Origin of the sequence: Kaistella palustris DSM 21579, from assembly GCF_000422265.1 — a bacterium.
Classification (GTDB): domain Bacteria; phylum Bacteroidota; class Bacteroidia; order Flavobacteriales; family Weeksellaceae; genus Kaistella; species Kaistella palustris.
In genome coordinates this window covers 285808-309673 of sequence record NZ_AULL01000017.1, presented here as the reverse complement: position 1 = coordinate 309673, position 23866 = coordinate 285808, and the positions used below count along the sequence as shown (strand labels likewise).

The 23866-nt window shown below is 41.3% G+C and carries 18 protein-coding genes; 7 read left to right on the top strand and 11 right to left on the bottom strand.

Features of this window, described 5'->3' with window-relative positions:
* Positions 1-102: 102 nt before the first annotated feature.
* The 4 genes from H562_RS0108285 to H562_RS0108270 form a co-directional block, all read right to left on the bottom strand.
* The gene (locus H562_RS0108285; RefSeq protein WP_027377086.1) at positions 103-1341 is read right to left on the bottom strand and encodes a primase-helicase family protein; all 1239 of its coding nucleotides are present in this window, start codon (positions 1339-1341) and stop codon (positions 103-105) included.
* A gap of 72 nt (positions 1342-1413) precedes the next feature.
* Entirely contained in the window at positions 1414-1692 is a 279-nt protein-coding gene (locus H562_RS0108280; RefSeq protein ID WP_027377085.1) for a helix-turn-helix domain-containing protein, read from the bottom strand.
* 76 nt (positions 1693-1768) lie between these two features.
* Positions 1769-2503 carry a hypothetical protein gene (locus H562_RS0108275; protein ID WP_027377084.1) on the bottom strand — a complete coding sequence of 245 codons (735 nt, stop codon included), beginning with the start codon at positions 2501-2503 and terminating at the stop codon, positions 1769-1771.
* A gap of 15 nt (positions 2504-2518) precedes the next feature.
* On the bottom strand, positions 2519-3760 hold the full coding sequence (locus H562_RS0108270) for a tyrosine-type recombinase/integrase (protein WP_027377083.1): 1242 nt from the start codon (positions 3758-3760) through the stop codon (positions 2519-2521).
* Between the two features lie 549 nt (positions 3761-4309).
* Here H562_RS0108270 and tkt point away from each other — a divergent pair.
* The 7 genes from tkt to pgi are packed head-to-tail and all read left to right on the top strand — an operon-like array spanning position 4310 to position 13446.
* Positions 4310-6325, top strand: a complete 2016-nt coding sequence (tkt, locus tag H562_RS0108260) for a transketolase (RefSeq protein ID WP_027377082.1) — start codon at positions 4310-4312, stop codon at positions 6323-6325.
* 47 nt (positions 6326-6372) lie between these two features.
* On the top strand, positions 6373-6840 hold the full coding sequence (locus H562_RS0108255; RefSeq protein ID WP_233701988.1) for an RpiB/LacA/LacB family sugar-phosphate isomerase: 468 nt from the start codon (positions 6373-6375) through the stop codon (positions 6838-6840).
* A 44-nt stretch (positions 6841-6884) separates the two neighbouring features.
* A complete protein-coding gene (tal, locus tag H562_RS0108250) occupies positions 6885-7976 on the top strand; it encodes a transaldolase (RefSeq protein ID WP_027377080.1) in 1092 nt (363 codons plus the stop codon).
* Positions 7977-8022: 46 nt separating this feature from the next.
* Positions 8023-9468, top strand: a complete 1446-nt coding sequence (gene gndA, locus H562_RS0108245) for an NADP-dependent phosphogluconate dehydrogenase (protein ID WP_027377079.1) — start codon at positions 8023-8025, stop codon at positions 9466-9468.
* 20 nt (positions 9469-9488) lie between these two features.
* Positions 9489-11009 carry a glucose-6-phosphate dehydrogenase gene (zwf, locus tag H562_RS0108240; protein WP_027377078.1) on the top strand — a complete coding sequence of 507 codons (1521 nt, stop codon included), beginning with the start codon at positions 9489-9491 and terminating at the stop codon, positions 11007-11009.
* Entirely contained in the window at positions 11009-11749 is a 741-nt protein-coding gene (pgl, locus tag H562_RS0108235) for a 6-phosphogluconolactonase (protein ID WP_027377077.1), read from the top strand. Before zwf ends, pgl begins: the two co-directional genes overlap by 1 nt.
* Before the next feature lie 44 nt (positions 11750-11793).
* On the top strand, positions 11794-13446 hold the full coding sequence (pgi, locus tag H562_RS0108230) for a glucose-6-phosphate isomerase (RefSeq protein ID WP_027377076.1): 1653 nt from the start codon (positions 11794-11796) through the stop codon (positions 13444-13446).
* A gap of 20 nt (positions 13447-13466) precedes the next feature.
* On the opposite strand, the gene glk is transcribed toward pgi, so the two are convergent.
* From glk to H562_RS0108195, 7 genes are all read right to left on the bottom strand, one after another.
* On the bottom strand, positions 13467-14543 hold the full coding sequence (glk, locus tag H562_RS0108225; RefSeq protein ID WP_051190446.1) for a glucokinase: 1077 nt from the start codon (positions 14541-14543) through the stop codon (positions 13467-13469).
* Positions 14544-14717: 174 nt separating this feature from the next.
* Positions 14718-16322, bottom strand: coding sequence for a phosphoenolpyruvate carboxykinase (ATP) (gene pckA, locus H562_RS0108220; protein ID WP_027377074.1), 1605 nt, complete (start codon positions 16320-16322; stop codon positions 14718-14720).
* Positions 16323-16446: 124 nt separating this feature from the next.
* A complete protein-coding gene (locus H562_RS0108215) occupies positions 16447-17355 on the bottom strand; it encodes a GYDIA family GHMP kinase (RefSeq protein ID WP_027377073.1) in 909 nt (302 codons plus the stop codon).
* A 5-nt stretch (positions 17356-17360) separates the two neighbouring features.
* The gene (gene fabD / locus H562_RS0108210) at positions 17361-18236 is read right to left on the bottom strand and encodes an ACP S-malonyltransferase (protein ID WP_027377072.1); all 876 of its coding nucleotides are present in this window, start codon (positions 18234-18236) and stop codon (positions 17361-17363) included.
* 90 nt (positions 18237-18326) lie between these two features.
* A complete protein-coding gene (locus tag H562_RS0108205) occupies positions 18327-20255 on the bottom strand; it encodes a LysM peptidoglycan-binding domain-containing protein (RefSeq protein ID WP_233701987.1) in 1929 nt (642 codons plus the stop codon).
* Positions 20256-20292: 37 nt separating this feature from the next.
* Positions 20293-21879, bottom strand: coding sequence for a bacillithiol biosynthesis cysteine-adding enzyme BshC (gene bshC / locus H562_RS0108200; RefSeq protein ID WP_027377070.1), 1587 nt, complete (start codon positions 21877-21879; stop codon positions 20293-20295).
* A 7-nt stretch (positions 21880-21886) separates the two neighbouring features.
* Positions 21887-23815, bottom strand: coding sequence for a putative porin (locus H562_RS0108195; protein WP_027377069.1), 1929 nt, complete (start codon positions 23813-23815; stop codon positions 21887-21889).
* Positions 23816-23866 lie beyond the last annotated feature (51 nt).

Sequence of the window (23866 nt, the reverse complement as noted above, 5' to 3'; positions counted from 1 at the left end):
TAGAAATATTCTTCTCATCAGTCTCACATCAAAAACCAAGGTTTAAAAGTTTGATGAGGTTTTTGATGAGATGTAACTAATTGATTTTATTTTCATTATCAATTAATTCATCATTTCATCAAATTTTTGAAGAATAAAATTTCTGTCTACTGTAAAATACCGTCCTGTTTTATTCTGTTGGTAAAAACTTCTACTGTAATCGATGTCGTATTTGATGTAAGCCAGTGAATTGTTCTGAGGTTCAAGTTTCCAGTTTTCTTTCAGGAGTTTTCGGACATCGTTTACCGTCCAATACTGTTTACTGAACATTTTAACCAGCATATTGAAAATATCCTGTGGAATAAAATTGATCTTGCTGTCTTCCGTACTCTCAAAAAACTCATATAAAAGTTCGACGATTTTAGATTCTAATTTGTTGTTATTTTTCCAAACCAATTTCTGAAGGGCTTTGGTTCTGATCTGGGAATCAGTGAACCACATCCGTGTCTCCTTACGGCTGTGAAAAGGTCTTTGAATTAAATATCTAAGAAAATAAGGGATTTCTTTATTTAAATTGTGTAGAAATTCAGTATTCTCCGTTTTAATCGATTTTACCTTGATGATCCAGAATCGTATCTCATTTTCATCAATCTGAATGAAGTTATCTTCATTATTGGAACAGAGAATAAATTTTCCAAAAAATTCCACTTCTTCACGATCTTTTCCTTTTGCCTCTTTCTTGTCTTTATCGGTAGTGGAAAGATATTTTAGTCGTTCCGTAATCTCCTTTTTGTCAAAGAATACTTCATCAATAGCAACGATCAACATTGATGTCCAATCCGAATTGAACTGACTGCTGAAAGAATCGCCTTTGATGTAAGTCATATTTAGTCCAAAAACGGATTTAAGCCATTTGATGAATGTAGATTTCCCGGTAGATCTTTCCTTGCTTACAAGACAAAGAATCGGGAGGATCTGTGTTGGATATTGCAGTAAGATCTTGATATAATCTAATCCTAGTTCCAACTGTTCTCCAAAAATATGCTCCATAAATCTAAGTGAAAATGGAATCTTCTCTTGTAGATATGTTTGCTCCGGTGTTTCTTTAATCGGCTGATAAGGAATCTCATTGTAAACATTATAGAATCCTTGGATAATTTGTTGGTATTGCAAATGGGATGGTATACAACAGAAACCATCATACTTAGGAACTTTTGAGACATATATCTTTCCGTGATCGCTGATAATGGTCTCACGATTCCATCGAGTCAATATTGAGATTTTATCACCTGAGATTAATGGTTTCTCAATAGTTTTATAGTAGGTTGTCCCTACTCTTAGATATGGGATTTTTTCGCTCATATTTTAAAGGTTTGATTCCGCACAGGAAATATTGAAGGGTGAATTAGAATGCTTGATAAATAAAGTCTCTATCTATCTTCTATACTTAAGTGATTTGACCTCGTTTAAAGCATCCATCAGATCAAAATGGTTGACCCTGTAGAATCTTCCTATTTGTTCTGCTTTAATGTTACCTTTTAAAATATGTGAGCGTACGGTTTGATAATCGAGTTTTAGAATTTCTGAACACTCTCTGATAGAGTATAGTTTCTTTTTCAACTCGATGTCAGGTTCTTTTTTGAGAGAATAGAGTAAGTCTTTCACTTCCCCTAATTCGTCGAGAATGGTTTGGAATGGATTTGTTGTCTGCATAATCTGATATTTATTTGCAGACAAAATTGTATGATTGGAATAACTAATGATGCAATTCTACTCAATTGCGTAAAGTTTAATACTTGATATTAAACAACTTAGATAATTCTTGATAGATAGTTTCCTCAAAATCATTAGGTTTCACAGTTATTGCCCGTGAAAATGTTCCTTTGTCAAAATTGGAATTATATTCGTTTTCCATAGCCTCAATAATAGTGGTGTCTTGAAAATCCGGATTAATAATATGATTGTCTTTTAAGAATCGGTGGATTCTGATGAAGGAAGATTTCTGATCTACGATTAGGTTGTGATTTTCATCTATGAATTTTTTACCCTTTAGAAAAGCAATGAAAATTTGCGAACTGTTTTCACCAATCATAATATCCGATAAGCGAATTTCTCTTTTTACTTTACCTTCTAAAGCAAAATATAGTAAAAGCGTAGTTTCAGCTCCATTCAAAAAATTGCCCTGTAATTTCATCAGGTTGCTTGAGCTTAAAATACTTAATGATTCTCTTCGATATTGCTCTAAACAATATTCGATTTTCTCTTCAAAGTTGTGATTTCGGGAAGCATCTATATTTTTGAAGTGGAAAGTGAAAAAGTTATCTAACTTTTCATATCGAATAAGAAACTCATTTCTTTTCTTATCAGTAAGACTGATTTGGCTGGATTTCTGTTTGGCCTTTTCAATTCTTTTTGACAACATCTTTGAAATTTTTTCACCTTTGATCCAGTAAAAAATCATCATAGGATAACCTACAAATTCTTCCCAAAAATTCCAACGTCCATAAAGTTTCTTTTGATCCATAATCTAAATTAATGATTATTTAAAAACTTCATTCATATAATTGATTTTATCTTCTTCGCTCGGTCGATAGTATGCATTGAAGACCTCCAGACTTGTATGACCTGTATAACTCATTATTACTTTATCCGGAACTCGTTTGTTCTTCATTATAGTGATGAAACTTCTTCTTGCAGTATGTGAGGAAATTCTTGTCCAAAATTCGGCTTTTTGGTCTACCAATTCATCACCATACTTCATTGTCTTCTTTATTTCATCAGTAAATTTTAATTCTTTAAATACCTCCTTAATATATTCGTTCATCTTCTGATTTGTAATACTCGGCAAATTATAATCATATTTTTCAAGAATTGATTTAGATATACTATTTAAAGGAATTGCTAAATTTTTTGATTTGCTTTTTAAATCTATTACTCTAATAAAATTACCTTCAAGATCGCTCTTTGAGATTGTGCTATAATTACCGAACCTCATTCCTGTAGTGCAACCAAAAACAAATAGGTCACGAACTTTTTCCAATCTTTTATTTTTAGCAAGATCGTAATTGTAAATTAGTTCAACCTGTTCGTAGTTCAAAGCAATTTCGTCAGTAATAAATTTAGCAGGTTTCTTGAAAGCAATAAAATCGTTATTGTAAGTATATTTCCTATTTAAAGCCCAAAGCAAAAAAGTCTTTAGAAGACCAACATTTCTATGTACAGTATTCGCAGAATGCTTCTTTTCTTCAATACAATATTTAAGAAATTTGTTATAGAGCTTATCATCAAATTTTCCGAGAGTAACTTTGATTTTACTATTCTTCTCAAAATCTTCAAGTAAAGTTTTGTTACATTTATAACGTTTTAGAGTCGAATTTGAAATTGAATTTCCAGTATAATCATTTTCCTTCTCATCCAAAAATTCCTGATAAATTCTAAAAAAATCACTTTTTACAGTAATTTTCTTGAACTTTTCATCAAATCGTTGTTTAAGTATATTTACAGTAAGTTCTTCGCTTATATTTTTATAACGATTTACTATCTCAGTAAAAAAACTACTGTACCTATCTAGTTGCATTTTCAGACTTCTATGAATTTCAGCCCGCTTAGTTCTTCCATTTAAATCGTTAGGTTGCCTATTTTCAAAGTCCCATTCAGAAGGCTTAATTTTTTCGCCAGTAGAATAGATGAAATTCTTATTTTCACTGTTGAAAAAAGTACGAAAGTAAATGAGGGTTTCCTTAGTTTCACTAGGTTTTTTAAGTTTAAAAGTGTAATTCATTGGGTGCCAGTTTGGGTGCTACTTCTTCTATATTTAGATATAAAAACTAATTATATTAACTTATACAAATATAGTTAAAATACTGATAAATAGTACACTTACATATTTTAAGTTATGTTAAAATATGTAAGGTTCGAAAACCTCCAACTCCACCAAAACCCTGTAAGCCAATTGTTTACAGGGTTTTTATTTTGGTTCTCTACAAATTGTCCAGGATAGTGGTTCGCGCGTCCAGACACGCTTCTGTTTCTCACCTCACTTTAAAAATTTTTTTTTGAAATTTTCCTGTTTCCAAGAGCTCTGTTTTTTGGAAAGATTTTTGCATGCTTACTGTGCAGAAAATGCAATGCCTCAAAAACATTTCCGGCCATATAAGGTTGCTTTCGTTCTAAAATTCAGACAGAATCGAAAAGCCGCTTTTTCGGCATGTTTAAAACATTCAAACAACGGGTTCTGCCACATTTTCTACTTCGGCCGGACAGAAATTGTAATTCTGAAACATCAACTGGTGGAGTCATTTCCACTTTCATTCACGATGAATTCTAAAATATGGAAACCAAAAATTTAATCCAGAAAAGTATCGACACTGTGCGCGTTCTATCTGCGGATGCCGTACAGAAAGCCAACTCCGGCCACCCGGGAACACCGATGGCGCTGGCACCGCTTGGTCATGTGCTTTGGTCAAAGGTCATGAAGTATAATCCCAGAAATCCCGAGTGGCCTAACCGCGACCGTTTTGTTCTTTCCTGCGGACACGCATGTATGCTGCAGTACAGCTATCTTTACCTTACGGGTTATGGAATTTCACTTGAAGACATTAAGAATTTCAGGCAGCTGCACAGCATCACGGCGGGTCATCCCGAATATGGTCTTACGCCCGGAGTTGAGGTTACGACCGGGCCGCTCGGTCAGGGTTTTGCAAACGGTGTGGGAATGGCAATCGCGCAGCAATACATGGCTGCCCGTTATAATCAACCCGATTTTAATATTTTTGATTATCGGATTTATGCAATCTGCAGTGACGGTGACCTCATGGAAGGTGTAACTGCAGAAGCCGCTTCGCTTGCGGGGCAACTCGGTTTGGGAAATATGATCTATTTCTACGACAGCAACAGCATCACTATAGAAGGCGATACCGATCTGGCTTTTACCGAAGATGTGAGCAAACGCTTTGAAGCTTATGGCTGGCATGTGCAGGATTTGCCGGATCTTAATGATCTGGAAGCATTGGAAACTGCCATTAAAAAAGCTCAGGACGAGACCTCGCGACCTTCATTAATTAAAGTCCGAAGTGTTATTGGATATGGCAGTCCAAACAAACACAACTCCGCCGAAGCGCACGGCTCACCCCTGGGGAAAGATGAAGTACGGCTTGTGAAAGAAAATTTCGGCTTCGATCCCGACAGGAATTTTGAAATTCCAGATGATGTGCTGAACTACTATAGAAATGCCGGTGAAGAATCTGCACAAAGCGAAGAAAGCTGGCATCAGTTATATAAAAATTACAGAGAAAGACACCCGGAACTTGCCAAAGAATATGAAACCATAACTGCCGGCAAATTACCGGAAGGCTGGAAAAAAAATCTACCCACATTCGAACCCGGTGAAAAACTCGCGACGCGAAAAGCATCCGGTAAAACCCTGAATGCGCTGGCAAAACATTTTCCGCAACTGATTGGCGGTTCTGCGGATCTCGCACCTTCAACAGACACCAACCTCGACGACTTTAAATCTTTTTCATCAAAACACAGGGACGGGCGAAACTTCCATTTCGGTATCCGCGAACATGCGATGGGCGCAGTACTCAATGGCATGGTGCTCAGCAATTATCTCATTCCTTACGGGGCCACCTTCCTGATATTCTCTGATTATATGCGGCCGCCACTTCGTTTAGCTGCTATTATGAAAATAAGGCCGATAATGGTTTTCACACATGACAGCATTGGCTTAGGCGAAGACGGTACCACACATCAACCGGTTGAGCAACTTATCGGTTTGCGCACCGTGCCCAACTTGACGGTCATTCGTCCTGCGGATGCCAATGAGACAGCACAGGCGTGGCGCGTCGCAATTGAACATAAAGAAGGTCCGGTTTGTATCGTACTTACCCGACAGGGAATCCCAATAATTGATCAAAAGAAATATTCTGCAGCAGAAAATCTTGAAAAAGGCGCCTATATTCTTTCCGATTCGGAAGGGCAGCCGGATATTATATTAATGGCGACAGGTTCGGAAGTTCATCTCATACTGGAAGCGCAGGAAAAATTAAAAAATGAAAACATAAACGCCCGTGTGGTAAGCATGCCGTCCTGGAATTTGTTTGAAAAACAGGAAACTTCTTACCGCGACCGGATATTCCCGAAAGATGTCCGCACAAGATTAGCGGTAGAAGCTGCTTCGCCCGTTGGCTGGCTGAAATATACCACAGATGACGGCGCTGTAATAGGCATTGACAGATTTGGCGAATCTGCGCCGGGAGACGAAGTGATGGCTGAATATGGCTTTACCGCGGAACACGTGGTGGAAAAGGCAAAAGCTTTGATTTCTCAAAACAAAAAAGCCTGAAACAATAATATCATTTAAAATCTCACAGAACTCCTTAGCATAAAAATATGGCAAACCCCTCATCATTGAAAATAGGAATATGCGCCGATCACGGTGGCTTTGAACTTAAAGAAAATATAACCCGTTTTTTAAGGAAGCAAAATTATGAGTTGCTGGATTTTGGCGCGACTGAACTGAATAATGATGATGATTTCCCCGATTTTGTGATTCCTCTCGCCAATAGCGTTGCGCAGGGCGAAGTTTATCGTGGAATTGCTATCTGTGGCAGCGGCGTTGGTGCGTGTATTGCTGCAAATAAAATTGCAGGCGTACGGGCGGCTTTGATCACCGAACATTTTTCTGCGCACCAGGGTGTTGAAGATGATGACATGAACCTGATATGTTTAGGCGGTCGCATAACAGGTTTTGCAAGTGCCGAAGAACTGGCCCTTACTTTTCTAAAAGCAGAATTCATCGGTGCAGAAAGACATCTGCGGCGGCTTCAGAAAATTCAGAAAGTTGAAAAGAAACTTTAAGGCTTTCCCGGCGTGAGATTATTAACTTTTAAAATCAAAGAAAAATGAATCCTTTAAATCAAATAAGAAAAATGGATCAGAGTATATGGCTGGATTTACTCGATCGCGAAATCATGAACTCCGGCAAACTCCAAAAACTTATCGATGAGGACGATCTGCGCGGACTGACTTCCAATCCTTCGATCTTCGAAAAAGCCATCAGCGGCAGTTCTGATTATGACGAAGACATCATTAAATATTCCCAAAATGAAGATAATACCCAGGCGATATTTTTCGATCTGGCTATTGCGGATATTCAGCGGGCCGCCGATCTTTTTAAACCTGTTTATGATAAAACTGAAGGTAGAGATGGTTTTGTAAGTTTAGAGGTTTCACCATTCCTTGCCCGTGATACCGACGGTACGATCGCACAGGCGCGCGACCTTTGGAACAGAGTGGACCGGAAAAATGTGATGATTAAAATACCCGGCACCCAACAGGGACTTATCGCGATTCGCGAGTGTCTGCGTGAAGGAATAAACATTAATGTCACCCTTTTATTTGGTCTTCCCCGCTATCGCGAAATCACTGAAGCATTTATGAGTGGGCTCGAAGACCGCCTTGCGGAAGGTAATTCCATTAAAGAAATTGCTTCTGTGGCCAGTTTCTTTCTGAGTCGTATCGATGTAATGGTCGATCCTCTGCTGAAAGAAAAAGGTGCTGGAAATCTAAAGTCCAAAGTTGCAATCGCTTCAGCGAAAAAGGCCTATCAGATCTATCTTGAAATGATTTCTTCTGACCGATGGGCGAAACTGGCTGCCAAGGGAGCACAACCTCAACGGGTACTTTGGGCGAGTACAAGTACAAAAGATCCTTCGCTGAGCGATGTTTTGTATGTTGAAAATCTTATTGGGAAAGATACCATTAACACGTTGCCTCTCGAAACCATCGAGGCTTTTCGGGATCACGGTAAAGTTTCCGACACTTTAATTACCGAACCGGAGGAAACCGACAAAGTTTTAAGTGATTTAAAAAGTACGGGAATCAACATTGATGACATCACGCAGAAACTGGAAGATGAAGGCATCGAAAAATTCAACCAAGCCTACGAAAAACTGCTGAAAAGCATCAGTGACCAAATAAGAAAAAAAGACTAAACGCCGCTTCAACATTTATAGTAAACAGTTACAGTAAAACAATATCATGACACAAAAAAAACACAGCTCTTTCGGAATGATCGGCCTGGGTACGATGGGTTCCAACCTCCTGTTAAATATAGTAGATCACGGTTTCACCTGCTCGGGTTACGACATCAGTCCGGATAAAGTGGTTGCTTTAAACGAATTAAATCCGGAGGCGATCCATGGCTTTACCGATATGAAGGAGTTTGCCCAAAGCCTGAAAACTCCCAGGGTCGTAATGATGCTTGTGCCTGCGGGTACCATCGTTGACAGCGTGATCGAGGAACTGCTTTTGGTTCTGGAACCCGGCGACATTATCATTGATGGAGGTAATTCTCATTTCGTAGATACTGACCGGCGTTTTAAATATCTGGAAGAGAAGAACTACCATTTCATCGGCATGGGTGTTTCAGGAGGTGAAGAAGGTGCGCGCCGCGGACCGAGCATGATGCCGGGCGGTGACAAAGAAGCATATGAAGTAGTAAAGCCAATTCTCACCCAGATTGCAGCGCATGTGAACGGTGATCCTACGGTGGCTTATATGGGCGAACGTTCGGCCGGTCATTTTGTAAAAATGGTACACAACGGAATCGAATACGCGCTGATGCAGTTAATTTCTGAAACCTACGAAGTGCTTAAAAACGGTCTTGGATTATCTGACAACGAAATTCACGACGTCTATAAAAAATGGAATGAAGGCCGCCTGCAATCCTATCTTCTAGAAATCACACGCGATATTTTCGCCTTTAAAGAAAACGGTACTGATCACCTTCTATTAAATGATATTAAGGATGAAGCGAAAGCCAAAGGAACGGGCAAATGGACTTCACAGGCTGCGATGGATCTTACTTTGCCAATTCCGGTCATCGACATTGCGGTTTCGATGCGGGACCTCTCCAAATATAAAGAACTCCGTACGCAAGCCGCAGACCTTTACCCGAATAAAAAGGCAGAACCCTATTCTGATGATAATGAAAAATATATTGCAAGTATGGAAGAAGCTTTCTATTTTGCAATGGTTTCGGCTTATGCGCAGGGAATGCACCTGCTGCACCGCGCCAATGTAGATTACAAATACAACCTGGATCTCGGCGTGATCGCCAAAATTTGGCGTGGCGGCTGTATTATACGTTCCGCATTTTTAGAGGACATCTATGCGGCATATCAGAAAAATCCTGAGCTTGAACATTTGTTTATGGATGATTCTATTCACGAAAATATTGTAAGAAGTTTGGCGGGAATCCGCACTTTCGTGTCAGATGTCGCCAGACACGGTATTGCAGCACCGGCGTTCTCGGTTTCACTGGGCTATTTCGATAATTTCCGGGCTGCAGAAATGCCCGCAAATTTAATTCAGGCACAACGGGACTTTTTCGGTTCGCATACCTACGAACTCAAGGGTAAAAAAGGCGTCTTCCACACGGATTGGGAAGGCGACCCAAAAGTTAATACCGATGCGGATTCTTAATTTACTTTGAATTTAAAATTATGAACAAAACCCCAAATAATTCCATGCCGGCTATTTTCATCATCTTCGGTGGTACAGGCGACCTGACGAAAAGAAAAATTATTCCCGCGCTTTATAATCTTTTCCTCGATAACCGCCTGCCGGAAAAGTTTGCCATCATCGGTACGGGCCGCAGCAAACTAACCGACATCAAATACCGGACTTCACTGCTGGAAGGTATCAACGAATTTTCCCGTTCGGGTAAAGCCGAAAAGGTACAGTGGGAAACTTTTTCTGCAAATATCACTTACCAGATCGCAAACATAAAAGACGCCCAAGAATTCAAAGAATTTGGTAAAAGGATTGATTTTTTGAAAAATGAATGGGAGCAGCAGCCTTCTGTGACTTATTATTGTGCGGTGTCACCGGACTTTTTCTGTACGATCGCCGAAAACATTAATAAAAGTAAAATTGAAAATAATCCCGAAACTACACGGATCATTATCGAGAAACCTTTTGGGCGCGACCTGCAGTCAGCGAGAGATCTCAACAAAAGACTGCTGACTATTTTTAATGAAAAGCAGATCTACCGAATTGATCATTACCTTGGAAAAGAAGTCGTACAAAATGTGATGGCTTTCCGTTTTGCAAATTCCATTATGGAACCTTTATGGAACAGGAATCACATTGAGCATGTTCAGATTTCCGTCACTGAACAAATTGGTGTGGAAGCGCGGGGTGATTATTTTGATAATGCGGGAATTTTACGCGATATGGTGCAGAACCATTTGATGCAGCTGCTCTGTATTATCGCAATGGAACCGCCGATCAACTTTGAAGCTGATGAAGTTCGCGACCGGAAAGTTGATGTTTTGAAAGCGGTAAAGAAAATACTGCCCGGAACTGTAGATTCAATGTCAGCACGGGGGCAATACGGCCCAGGTTGGGTTCAGGGAAAAGAAGTTTTAGGTTACCGGGAAGAGATCGATGTAGATCCGAATTCAAATACCGAAACCTATGCTGCGCTGAAATTTTATCTTGATAACTGGCGCTGGCAGGGCGTTCCGTTTTATTTCCGTACCGGCAAAAGACTTTTTAGATCTGCTTCGGTAATTACGATTCAGTTTAAGGAAGTGCCGCATAATATCTTTAATAAGTCCGAAGGTAATATCCCGAAACAAAACCGGCTGGTGATCAGCATACAGCCGGATATGGCAATAAGTTTCCAGCTGCAGAGTAAAATACCGGGGCTGGAGATGAATCTGAATACGGTTGATATGGTTTTCGATTATTCCGACAAAACAAAAGTCCAGGCACCTGAAGCTTATGAAACTTTGCTGCTCGATATTATTTCCGGTGATCAGACACTTTTTATGCGCGCGGACCAGGTGGAAGAAGCCTGGGAAGTGATCACACCTGTGCTGGAATATTGGGAAAATAACAAAACATCTAATTTCCCCAACTATCCGGCAGATTCCTGGGGCCCCGAAAATGCGGAAGCTTTAATTGCAAAAGACGGTTATCACTGGTTTAACCTGCCGGAAAAAACAAAAAAAGACTGATGGCTGTACTAAAAATCTATAAAGAAGTAAGTGACCTCGTTGATGCTTTGGCAGAATATATCTGCGATCTGGCGGAGGAAGCCATAAAAGCACGCGGCGAATTTACTTTTGTGCTTTCCGGCGGAAGTTCGCCTAAAAAACTCTATGCACTTTTAGCCTCAGAAAAATTTCGGAGTAGGTTCGACTGGGATAAAATTTACTTTTTCTTTGGCGATGAGCGTTTTGTGCCGGAAGGTAATCCGGAACGGAATTCATTAATGGCAGAAAATGCTCTGTTTAAACCTTTGGCCATTAAAAATTCCAACATCTTTAAAGTAGATACAACGGGCACTCCGGAGGAATCTGCTCAAAAATATGCCGAAATGATCGCCAAACATTTTGGGGAAAAACCAATTGAATTTGACCTCAATCTTTTAGGTCTCGGTGACAATTCGCATACGGCCTCGCTTTTTCCGAACACCTCGGTGCTGCACGAAAATGAAGCAACTATCCGCTCGGTTTATGTGGAAGAAGTGCAGATGGAGCGTATCACCATGACAGCACCACTGATCAATCGGTCCCGCAATATTGCATTCCTGGTTTTCGGTGCCGGCAAATCTGAAGCAGTATTTCACATCCTCGAAGATCAGAGCGGCAGCGCAGATTTATATCCCGCAAGATTAATTGCGCAGGACGCTGAAAAAGTAAAATGGTTCTTAGACGGAGCAGCAGCATCACGACTGACGGAGACGGTAAAATAAACCGAAGTGCCGCCAGACATTAATTATAATTTAAAACTACAATTATGTTCCCAAAAATAAATCCTGCCGAAACACCGGCCTGGAAAGCCTTAAGTATTCACCAGACGACAATGGAAAATGTGCAGATCAAAGATCTTTTTCAGGAAGATGCCGGGCGTTTCGAGAAAATGTCGGTACAGCTGGATGATCTTCTTTTTGATTATTCTAAGAATTTAATTACCACTGAAACGCTGGAAAAACTGTTTCAACTCGCCGAAGAGTGCAAAGTTAAAGAAGCGCGCGAAGCCATGTTTACCGGGGAAAAAATTAATGAAACCGAAGACCGCGCCGTAATGCATACCGCTTTGCGAAACTTCTCTCAGCAACCGGTGATGATTGGTGATGAAGACATCATGCCTGAAATCCGCAAAACGCGTGAAAAGATGAAATCTTTCTGCGAGAAAATTCACACAGGCGAATGGAAGGGTTATTCCGGCAAGAAAATTAAGAACATTGTAAATATTGGAATTGGCGGAAGCGACCTGGGACCTGTGATGATCACTGAAGCGCTGAAACCGTACTGGATCGATGGTATTCAGGCTTATTTTATTTCTAATGTTGATGGAACGCAGATTACAGAAGTCCTGAAAAATTTAAATCCTGAAGAAACGCTTTTTACGGTCGCCTCCAAGACATTTACTACACAGGAAACCATGACCAATGCGCACACCGCCCGTGACTGGTTCCTGAAAACCGCGAAAGATGAGAAAGAAGTTGCCAAACATTTCGTGGCACTTTCAACGAACGAAAAAGGTGTAAAGGATTTTGGCATTGATCCCGAAAATATGTTCGTATTTTGGGACTGGGTCGGTGGTCGTTATAGCATTTGGAGCAGCATTGGTCTGTCCATCGCGCTTACGGTGGGTTACGACAATTTCGAACATCTTTTGAAAGGCGCTGAATCTGCCGATGAACATTTTAAAAATACAGACTTCAACGAAAATATTCCTGTGTTAATGGCACTCGTCGGTTTATGGTACACCAACTTTTTTGGCGCTGAAACCGAGGCGATTCTGCCTTATGATCAGTATATGCACCGGTTTCCCGCGTACTTTCAGCAAGGAAATATGGAGAGCAATGGAAAGCACGTAGACCGGAACGGAAATGTAGTGACTTACAGCACCGGACCTGTGGTATGGGGAGAACCGGGAACGAACGGGCAGCACGCATTTTACCAACTCATTCACCAGGGAACACACTTAATTCCATGTGATTTCATTGCGCCGGCGATCAGCCACAATCCCGTCGGTAAGCATCACCAGATCCTTTTGTCGAATTTCTTTGCACAGACTGAAGCCTTGATGAACGGCAAAACTGCAGATGAAGTGAATGATGAACTGACGAAGTCAGATATGGATAAGGAGGAAATTAAAAAACTTATTCCTTTTAAAGTTTTCACGGGAAATAAACCAACGAATTCCTTTCTTCTTAAAGAAATCACCCCCTTTTCCTTAGGATTGCTGACGGCTTTGTATGAACATAAAATATTTGTTCAGGGTGTAATATGGAATATCTTCAGTTTCGATCAGTGGGGCGTTGAGCTCGGAAAACAGCTTGCACAGAAAGTACAGCCCGAACTTGAAAACGGTGAACCTGTAGATTCGCACGATGGTTCTACTAATGGTCTGATCAACATTTATAAAAAGTGGCGAAAATGAAAAGTTATACTCACGTCCCGCTATGCCGGAATTCCCATTGCAGCGTAATATGCCGCACCGATCAAGGCGGTCTGATCGTTTAGTACAATTTTTACGGGTATTTCTTTGAGCAAATGCTCCATGCGACCGACGTTGATAAAGTTCTTATTAAAAACTTCTTTGTCAATAAGGTCAAGGATTTTGGGTGCAATTCCGCCACCGACATAAATTCCGCCGGTTGCTTTGGTTTTCAGGGCGAGTTGCGCGGCTTCAATACTCAGATATTTTAAGAAAAGTTTTAAAGTATCACTACTTACCGCGTCCTTTTTTTCCAGTGCGGCAGTTGAAATTGCAATAGCAGGATCTTCTTTCTCAAATTCATCCGATAGCCAGGCTGGTTCTTTTTCACTGCTTTTCTGTCTTAAAAATCTGTAAATATTGTAAATCCCCTGACCGGACACTACACGTTCCCAGCTTACATGACCGAATTCCTTCATTAGAAAAGACCAAAGTTCCAGATCGAGTTCATCTACGGGCGAAAAATTACAGTGACCACCCTCCGTTGCGTACGGATTGTAGTGCGACCCATCCCAATACAAACCTGCTTCGCCCAAACCTGTCCCCGGAGAAATTATCGCGGCATTGCCTTTATTTTTTTCGCCTTCATTGATAATGATGAAATCATCATCCTGAAGAGAAGAAAGCCCATAAGCATTAGCCTGAAGATCATTAATGAGAAAAATGCTCGAAATGTCCAGATCCTTTTCAAGTTTATTGGCATCTATTTCCCAGGCGAAATTTACACCGCGCACTTTATCGCCATCCACCGGACCTGCCACGCCTAAACAGGCCGCATCGATCTTCACGGATTTATCGGTATGGAACTGGTGAAGCGCATCAACAAATGATTGATGGTCACTTGTCGGGAACCGTTGGCCTTTAATAGAAATCAAATTACTGTCCTTTATTTCAAAAAGGGCAAAATCGGTTTTGGTTCCACCTACATCTGCGGCCAGTACAACACCGGCTTTGGGCAGTTGGTTTCTGCGCGACGGATACGCCATCGGAACTGTGGCTTGTGAGATATCCGGTAAAGTGATGGGTTTGAATTTCTTCATCAGAAAAAAATATTTGGTTTTGTGAAAGTTTGTAAGGAAATTGAATCTTCATCCAAAAGCACTTTAGAAACCAGCAATAATCACACCCATCAAAAGTGACGTGGAACTGAGGAACAAAAAAATTCCCTCAGCGCGCGGGCAGAGGGAATTTTTACAAAAAACAATTAAAACTACTTATAACTGTGGTCCGGCAGCAACTAATTTTTTAGCTTCATCATTGTCACAGTATTGCTCAAAATTCTTGATGTAACGCGCGGCTAAATCTTTCGCCTTGGTTTCCCATTCTTCTGTACTTGCGTAGGTATCCCGCGGATCCAGAATTCCTTCTGAAACATTTGGAAGTTTAGTCGGGATTTCCAGGTTCATCACCGGAATAGTGGTTTTTTCTGCAGAATCAATAGATCCGTCAATAATTGCGTCGATGATGGCACGTGTGTCCTTCAGCGAAATTCTTTTTCCGGTTCCGTTCCAGCCGGTATTTACCAAATAAGCTTTCGCACCATGTTCTTTCATTTTACCGATCAAAGTTTTAGAATACATGGTTGGGTGCAATGTCAGGAACGCTTCACCGAACGCCGGAGAAAAGGACGGTTGGGGTTCGGTAATTCCTCTTTCGGTACCGGCGAGTTTAGAAGTGTACCCGCAGAGGAAATGATACTGCGCCTGATCTTCGTTCAACACCGATACCGGTGGCAACACGCCGAAAGCGTCGGCTGATAAATAAACTATTTTCTTGGCGTGACCTGCTTTTGAAGGAAGCACGATCTTGCTGATATGGTAAATCGGATAGGAAACGCGGGTATTTTCTGTGATCGAATTATCGGTATAATCTGCCTGACCGTTTTCATTTACCACTACATTTTCTAGCAGAGAATCACGTCGGATCGCCTTGAAGATATCCGGTTCTTTTTCTTCGGTAAGGTCGATCACTTTCGCATAACAGCCACCTTCAAAATTGAAAACGCCGTTATCGTCCCAGCCATGCTCATCATCACCGATGAGGTATCTTTTGGGATCTGCGGAAAGTGTGGTTTTTCCTGTTCCGGACAGGCCAAAGAATAAAGCCACATCGCCTTCTTCACCCACGTTTGCAGAACAGTGCATTGATGCCATACCTTTCAGCGGAAGGTAATAGTTCATCATCGCAAACATTCCTTTTTTCATCTCGCCGCCATACCAGGTTCCACCAATGATCTGAATTTTTTCAGTTAAGTTGAACATCACAAAATTCTCGGAATTCAGACCCTGCTCTTTCCAGTTTGGATTGGTTGTCTTAGACGCGTTCATCACCATGAAATCTGGCTCCCCAAAATTTTCAAGTTCGTAATTGGATGGACGGATGAACATATTTGTAACGAAATGAGCCTGCCAGGCAACCTCCATGATAAAGCGTACTTTTAGCCGCGTATCGGGATTGGTACCGCAAAAAGCATCAACCACATATATTTTTTTTGAAGAAGACAACTGATCGATCACCTGTTTCTTGCAGCTTTCGAAGATCTCCGGTGTCGTGGGCAGATTTACTTTACCGTCCCAGTTGATGATATCTTTGGTAACCTCATCTTTAACAATGAATCTGTCTTTCGGTGAGCGGCCGGTAAAAACACCTGTTTTTACGGAAACTGCGCCGGAATCTGTAAGTTGACCTGTTTCAAAACCCTGGTTTGAAGGGGACATTTCTGCCTGGAAGAGTTCTTCGAAAGTAGGATTGTAAACCACCTCCTGGTAGCCCGTAATACCTAAATCATGTAATTGCTGGATGATCTTGATGTTCTTCATAACGTCTGTTTAATTACTATTTTTTTTGTGAAAAACAAATTTAACGAATTATTCAGTGGCAGAAGAAAGACATGCAATGATATTCGTCACCACCCGCGGACCACCGGTTACAAAGGAAAACGACTCATAAAATCAAGCCTTTCCAGTCGAATACTGTACTGAAACCTTTAGCCCAAAAGTAGTTTTCGTAACCCGGGAATTTCGTACTCATCACAAAATCGCCGCCCCATGCGCCCAAACTCTTCACAAAAACAGGACAATCGCTGAAGTGCTTTTGCTTTACAGTTTCCATACCCAGAAAGTCACTAAGTTTCTCTTCATGAAACGCCATTAAATCTGAAAAGTCCTGCAGATTGTATGCTTGAACAATTTGATGCGTAAGCTCAGAAAATTCAGAAATAAATGAGGATGAGGCGGTTTTTTCTCTGTAAAGTTTTATCCCATCCCGGCTGTTCTGTTTCTGGTTGAGGTGAATAAAGATCAATTCGTTTTTGAAAACCGGATTATATTTCAGCGTTTCGGTTTTCCGCTCTGAACCCAAGTTTTGATAAAGGACAGCTTTGCGCGCTTTGGCTACGGCAATATCATAGCCGCTGCCGCCCAGACATATTTCATTAAGCACAAAAGGATCTGTTTCTGCCCATTCTGCCAGATTGTTCATTAATGTTGAACTGCTGCCCAAACCATAATCGGGCGGGAACTGGAGATTTGTAGTGAGCGAATATGACGAATCTTTCTGAAGTTGTGCACCTGAAGTTTCTTTGATCTGCAATAAAACTTTGAGTATAAAAGCTGCGCTGTCGGGAAGGTTGGTCGACAGGACTTTTCCGTGCCGGTAGTCGATTTCTGCTTGCAGCCAGGGCACGCATTTATGCATGGCTGTCCAGCTGATCAGTGAGCGGCCGTCTTCAATTTCTTCATAAAAAAACTCCTGCCCCCATTTTGTAGGAAGGGCAAGAGCCAAAGCGCCATCGAGAACGACGTATTCTGAAGTGAGCAATAATTTTCCCGGTGAAAAAATTCTACCCGCCATGTATTTTAAATTGCTGAAGATACCGAAACTTCGGCGTTGATTTTTTTAATAAGTCCCTGTAAAGTTTTTCCCGGACCTACTTCTATAAAATGTCCTGCTCCATCTTTGATCATATTCCGCACAGACTGTGTCCATTTTACTGGGCCGGTAAGTTGCGCGATAAGATTTTTTTTAATTTCTTCGGAATCCGTAACCGCCGTTGTAGATATATTCTGGTACACGGGGATCATCGCAGGGCGGAACTTTGTACTTTCTATTGCAGCGGCAAGCTTTTCCTGCGCAGGCTGCATAAGCGGAGAATGGAATGCACCATTGACCGGCAGAACGAGCGCTCTTTTTGCACCGGCTTGCTTCATCTTTTCGCAAGCAAGCTGAACTGCTGCCGTTTCGCCTGAAATTACCAGTTGTCCCGGACAGTTGTAGTTTGCAGGAACCACAATTCCTTCTGTTTCGGCGCAGATCTCCTCCACTTTTTCATCGGCAAGGCCCAGAATTGCGGCCATAGAACTTGGGTTTGCATCGCAGGCTTCCTGCATGGCACCGGCACGTGCAGCAACAAGTTTTAATCCGTCTTCAAAGGAGAGAACACCATTGGCCACAAGCGCTGAAAACTCTCCCAAGGAATGTCCGGCAACCATAGCGGCACCGATCCCGTGCACAGTTTTGAGGACTGCAACCGAATGAATAAATATGGCCGGTTGCGTAACTTCGGTTTTTTTCAGATCCTCTTCAGTTCCTTTAAACATTGCTGCCACAATGTTAAAACCTAAAATATCATTGGCAGATTCCATCAGGTCTTTTATGTCTTTGCGGGAATCGTAGAGTTCCTGCCCCATTCCCACAAACTGTGAACCCTGCCCCGGAAATACAAGTGCTTTCATATATATTATTTACTCAATATTAAGATTATATGCCGTTTTAAAGGACAAAAGTTTTATGATTTTCTGTTAAATTATTCTCAGCGGGAGATATTAGTTGGGAACCAAACGGACCACGCGGTAGCCCTGATTTACATAGGCGCCGGTTTTTGTTTTCTGAAACTCAAATTTGGTAGCAAGCTGAGTCTGCACCTTATTCATTTGTTTAAAGATCTCACCTTTCTTATTCTCACGGCTCAGCATATCATTTACCACATCAAAACCGATCACTGAATATTTGGAAGGTGTCTTGCAATATTTCTTTTTATAATCTGCCAGGATTTCTTTTTCGAAATCGCCGTCGGTATTTATTTTTCTGTCCATAAGATACACCAGGTTCGCCTGGCTCAGTTCATCAATTTTCTTTTCGAAAATCGGTGAGTAGAACATGCTGAAAGATTTAATACCCTGAACTTCCTGTGCGAGTGCGATCATCCTGTTACCGAATGAGTCGCCTGCGGAGTCTTCATCATTAACCAAAATTGCGATCACAGGCGCAGACTGGCCGGTCATCATATTTTTATCGAGTTGAATGTCGAGCGGCGAATTGACCACTATCACCGTTGGATTTTTCAGTTTCTTCTCCAGTTCGGCTTTCATATAATTGGCGCGGGACTTTCCGTTATCGGCCACAATGTATATTTTCTGATCGGAATACGCATCTTTCACTTCGCTTACCAGGCGGTCCATGTACACCTCTTCATTGGTTTCGATGAGAATAAGGTTGTTGAATGCCAGAAGATCGGGCGTATTTGCAAAAGGCGCCACAACCGGAATCTGCGAAGCTTTCACGTAATCAAGAACCTGGAGAACGCTCGATTTGAAGAAAGGTCCAATGATCAGGTCGGTATTGTCTTTATTGATCTGTGTTAAAGAATTCCTGAAGCTTGCTTCGTTTCCGGCATCAATCACCTTTATGTCGAGTTTCTGACCTTTTGCAGCGCTTCTTTCGACAGCCAGTTTTGCACCGGACAGAAAATCCAGGGAAAGGTTTCGGTATTTGGAATCACCGGTATCAAATCCGAAAGGCAACATTAAAACCACATTCAGCGCATCACCGGATTTCTTTACATAAGCGGCATCGAGTTTTTTAATTTTCAGGACCATACCGCTTTTCAAACCTTGTGAAAGGTTCGGATTCAAGGTCAAAAGTTCATCCAGCGAAATTCCGAACCTGTTTAATATGCCGAAGACCGTATCGCCGTTTTGCACCGTATATGTCACATAATCATCGGAAGATGAAACTGTACTGTAGGTCTGTAAACTTTCTTTTGGTGTGTCTGCAGTGATTTTAGGCTCAGCAGCTTCTGTAACGGCAGATGTTTTATTTCCTTTAATGATGATCATATCTCCTGGCTGCAGGCCTTTAGCTTCCAAACCGGGATTTAAAGCGAAAAGCTCTTTCTGGGAAATATTGAATTTGCGCGAAAGTTTAAAATAATTGTCTTTCGGCTGAACTTCATAGGAATTTTCATCAGGCGCAGTAATAGTAGTTTGGGTTTGTACCGGAGTTTCTGATTTTGTTTCTGCTACAGGTGTCGCCGCTGTTTGGGCTCCACCAAATTTCATGATTTTATCCAGTGGCAAAGTGACTTCATCACCAATCTTCATATGGGAATCCAACTCAGGATTCAGCTTTCGCAGATCGGCTTCAGCAATTTGATATTGTTTTGTAATCCCGTAAATGGTTTGTTTTGGCTGAAGTACAATTGTACCAAATTTTGCCGGGGACCCTGCAGTTGCAGAGGCAGAAACTGTATTTGCCGAGGTAGCTTTTGCATTTTTATCGATGATCAATACGTCGCCTATCTTCAGAATTCCGTCTTTTGCAGAGGGATTTAATTTCATCAGGTCATCGATCGTCATCCCGTATTTACGGGAGATATTGTACGGATTATCACCCTTCACCACGGTATGCGTTTTCTGTGAAAAAGCACCGACACACGCGATTAAACTTGAGAAAATAAAAAGTTTCTTGATCATCTTTTAGGTTAATAGGTACAAAAATACTGCTTTAAAATTAAATAACGAATATGCTTAATTCTGAATTCTGCACGTTAAGTCCCTCAAAACAATTTTGGAGCCACTCCTTTCCGAAGTCGCTGTAAAAGACCGAAAAGTTATAAGCTCTTTCCTGCCAGACCTTTCCGGGATGCACCTTTAGGAAAAGATCTTCAAGGCGTGCGAGCTTTTCGTTCTGCTTGATTTTTTCTGCGCGCAGAAGGCGTTTCCGCATCCTTTTAAAAGACTTCAGCTGACGGGTTTTCTCCGCATCTACCAGATTTCCGAAGGTCTGGTCGGTTTTTTCCGCGGCGGAAGTGAGGTTTGCAAATTGGGTTGAAAGGGTTTCTTCAGCCTGATCAAGTTCGGCTAAGATTTGATTATTCTCAAGTAAAACATCTTTGGATACCGACGTGAAATTTCTAAAAAAATCAGGAATTCCCAGACCTAATTTTACACTATTGTCCAGAATCTTCTGTGTAAGAAACAGCATAGAATTCCTTGGAATAAGTATGGGAAAAGGAAGGTTAGTCGCCTCAAAATACTTTCTGAGTTCCAGCCAGTACATGATCTCCGCATTTCCGCCGATATATGCCAGATTCGGTAAAATTGTTTCCTGATACACCGGGCGCATCAGTGCATTGGGACTGAAACGTTCCGGATGATTGGCAAGTTCACGCAATATTTCGTCTTCTGTGAAGGAAATATCTTTATCAACAATTTGGTATTTCCCATGCGCAAATTCTATTCTGTCGCGGGTTTCGCTGAGGTAAAATAAATTAATTTCGCGCGGGTTCACCTGAACTTTTCCATATTTGTCGGTGAGAAAACTTACCGTTTCTTTGGATTCATTAAAAAGTTCCTGCTTTGAGAGTTCATTTTTAAAAGCAGTTTTCATTTCGGCTTTCAGCTCTGCACAGTCACCGTCGAGGATCAGAAGACCGTATTCTGCAAAAAGCTCCTGCACCAAAATCCGCGTGGCCACGGAAAGTGTATTACCTTTAGCATAGGCTTTTTTTATTAGTAGCACTAACTCCGTCCCGAAAACGGAATCGCGGAATTCGTTTTCAAAATCAGCGGTAAAGCGGTCATCGCTTACTTTAATCCTGCCTACAGCACCGCCGGCGTTTGCGTGGGTTTCGTAGTAAGAATTTTCTGTTCGGAAATGATTGATCTCTTCAAAATCGTGATCTTCGGTCGCCATCCAAAAGAGGGGAACTGTTTTACGCTCCGGAAACTTTTCGTTTAAATATTCTGCCAATTTGATGGTCTGTAAAATCTTGTATATAAAGAAGACCGGTCCGGTGAAGAGATTAAGCTGGTGCCCTGTGGTGACCGTGAAAGTCTGCGGCTGTTTGAGATCGTTGAGATTTGCATGCTGCTTTTCCGACAGTCCCGTTAAGGAATGCTGCTCCCTTAAAACAGAAAAAAGAAGTTCGCGCTTTTCTGTAGAGAAAGATTGTCCCTTTTTGTGAAACTGTGCTTCTATATTTTCGGGCGTAAAAATATGCTGTTCAAACCCCGGTATCTGCGCATTTAAAAAGTCTTTGATCAAAAGTGGAATACTTTCGAGTTCTAAAAACGGTATAGTAGAGATTTTTTTCAAAATAATATTAACTAAATAAGTACCAGACTATCCCCAAATTCAGACGGAAATCATAGATCGGATAATTTGGCGCCGCAAAGGATTTGTTCTGCAAAATAGTGGTATTTAAATGCTGACCTTCAATAAAGATAAACATACGCTTTACTTTCAGATTAAAATATACATCTACAATCGGCTGGCCACCGATCGAATAAGAGTCTGCGCCGGGCAAAACAAATTCATTCAGTACAGGGAAAAAATCGCGCGACGCAAATTTCGTAAAATAATATACCTTGATGCCGGTCTGGATTTCAGCGGCGTTTTTAAAGGCTTTGGACTGCCAGAAGAGATTGGCGCGGCCAATGAAATTTGGCATCGGGAATAGTTCCTTATTACTGAGCGCACTTTGGAAAAGAACCTTCGGATTCAGGTGAAATTTGCCGTACGAAAATGTGGCCTCGCCGCCGATCTGCGAAATGTTCAGTGCCGCAGAACTTTGCTGCGGAAGTCCGGCAGAAGTAAGATACGTGTAATTATCAATACGGAAATAATTCCCGGAAAGCACGGTATTGAACCATTTCAGATTCACATCGCCTCCAATTTGTGTTACCGTTTCGTTGTTGGGATTGGCCAGGTAATAATTGAGCTTTTTATAAACGGAAGGATTGATCAGTAAATTAAAAGTCGGCGCGGCGCTTTGGAAGTTTACTCTGGCATTTACAAAATAATCCTTAATAGGTTCGAACTTCAGCACATTCCTGGAACTCACATAGCTGCCGAATTCTTTGCCACCCGAAAATTCCAGATTGGAGCTGAGTTCAACTTTATCCCAAAGTTTAATGAGCAGATTACCGACCGCGCCAATTCTGTTTTCAGACAGTTCCTGTGGAATGCCGAGGTAACCGGGAAGTGCCTCTCCTATTCCTAACCTGATCAGTTGATGACGAACGCCGGCATCGAGCTTAAAATTGGTCTGATCGAAAAGCACACTTACTGTATTGCTCAGGTCCTTCGAATATTTTTTCGATGAAAGCGGATAATCGATCAGTTCGGAAGGCTCATTAAAATAAAAACTTTCGGCCGTTCCCTGCGCATAGTAATATTTGTTGGTCTGCTGATAGATCGTATGGCGTATTTTAAACGGGAATTTTTCTGAGGCAAAAGGCCGAAACTCGTGACTCAGATAATATCTGCGGTAAGCAAACCTGGAGTCGGAAGAATTGAGATTTACCGGAAGGTTCAAACGGTTATTAAAGTTACTGCTGCCGTTAAGAAAAAGACCGATATCTGCCACACCACCGTTTTCCTGGTTGTTTACATTTTGGTGGATGTAATGTGCGAACGCTTCGTACTTTTTATTCGGTGAGGTGTAATGTCCGGAAAAAATGATGTTGTTGTTTGCCGCGAGGGAATTTTTGTAAAATCCGAGTGAGCGAAGTCCCATATATTCCACGGCAAAATTAAAATCCCTGCCAATATTCTGGGTGTATGTGGACTGTAGTTCCGCCCCGCTGCTCATGGAGTTATGGTAGATGAATGCGGTAGTAGGTGTTTTGACATCATAATATTTAATGTCGTTGATGCCTAAGATAAAAAACGATTTACGGGTGGGAAGCAGGGCGAGATTCTGCTCGGTATTCACCTCGAAGACCAGCGGCTGAAAACCGGCTCCTATATTTGCAAACTGTATCCTGCCAAAATTATCGCGGTTGTTATACTGCGTAAAAATAAAGGTTTTGTCCTGGGTAAAAGCAGTATCGAAAATCTTCTTTTCAGAAAATCTCGTCTGATAGGTATAATCGTAAATGGTTGGTTTGAAGATGGTAAGTGAATCCTTGTGCCCGGAGTCGATCACAAGAGTATCCTGCGGTTTCACTCTGTTGGAATCGGTTTTGTTCACGACCTGCGCCGAGGCAAAAAAACCGTAGAAAAGAAAACAGAGAAGAAAATATTTCATTTGTATACTTTGGTGTACAAATGTATGAAATATGAGGAAATAAAAAATCCG

Bases quoted from the DNA above. Each gene is read 5' to 3' on its own strand.
- H562_RS0108285 (WP_027377086.1), bottom strand. From the start codon at position 1,341: ATGAGCGAAAAAATCCCATATCTAAGAGTAGGGACAACCTACTATAAA.
- H562_RS0108280 (WP_027377085.1), bottom strand. From the start codon at position 1,692: ATGCAGACAACAAATCCATTCCAAACCATTCTCGACGAATTAGGGGAA.
- H562_RS0108275 (WP_027377084.1), bottom strand. From the start codon at position 2,503: ATGGATCAAAAGAAACTTTATGGACGTTGGAATTTTTGGGAAGAATTT.
- H562_RS0108270 (WP_027377083.1), bottom strand. From the start codon at position 3,760: ATGAATTACACTTTTAAACTTAAAAAACCTAGTGAAACTAAGGAAACC.
- tkt (WP_027377082.1), top strand. From the start codon at position 4,310: ATGGAAACCAAAAATTTAATCCAGAAAAGTATCGACACTGTGCGCGTT.
- H562_RS0108255 (WP_233701988.1), top strand. From the start codon at position 6,373: ATGGCAAACCCCTCATCATTGAAAATAGGAATATGCGCCGATCACGGT.
- tal (WP_027377080.1), top strand. From the start codon at position 6,885: ATGAATCCTTTAAATCAAATAAGAAAAATGGATCAGAGTATATGGCTG.
- gndA (WP_027377079.1), top strand. From the start codon at position 8,023: ATGACACAAAAAAAACACAGCTCTTTCGGAATGATCGGCCTGGGTACG.
- zwf (WP_027377078.1), top strand. From the start codon at position 9,489: ATGAACAAAACCCCAAATAATTCCATGCCGGCTATTTTCATCATCTTC.
- pgl (WP_027377077.1), top strand. From the start codon at position 11,009: ATGGCTGTACTAAAAATCTATAAAGAAGTAAGTGACCTCGTTGATGCT.
- pgi (WP_027377076.1), top strand. From the start codon at position 11,794: ATGTTCCCAAAAATAAATCCTGCCGAAACACCGGCCTGGAAAGCCTTA.
- glk (WP_051190446.1), bottom strand. From the start codon at position 14,543: ATGAAGAAATTCAAACCCATCACTTTACCGGATATCTCACAAGCCACA.
- pckA (WP_027377074.1), bottom strand. From the start codon at position 16,322: ATGAAGAACATCAAGATCATCCAGCAATTACATGATTTAGGTATTACG.
- H562_RS0108215 (WP_027377073.1), bottom strand. From the start codon at position 17,355: ATGGCGGGTAGAATTTTTTCACCGGGAAAATTATTGCTCACTTCAGAA.
- fabD (WP_027377072.1), bottom strand. From the start codon at position 18,236: ATGAAAGCACTTGTATTTCCGGGGCAGGGTTCACAGTTTGTGGGAATG.
- H562_RS0108205 (WP_233701987.1), bottom strand. From the start codon at position 20,255: ATGATCAAGAAACTTTTTATTTTCTCAAGTTTAATCGCGTGTGTCGGT.
- H562_RS0108195 (WP_027377069.1), bottom strand. From the start codon at position 23,815: ATGAAATATTTTCTTCTCTGTTTTCTTTTCTACGGTTTTTTTGCCTCG.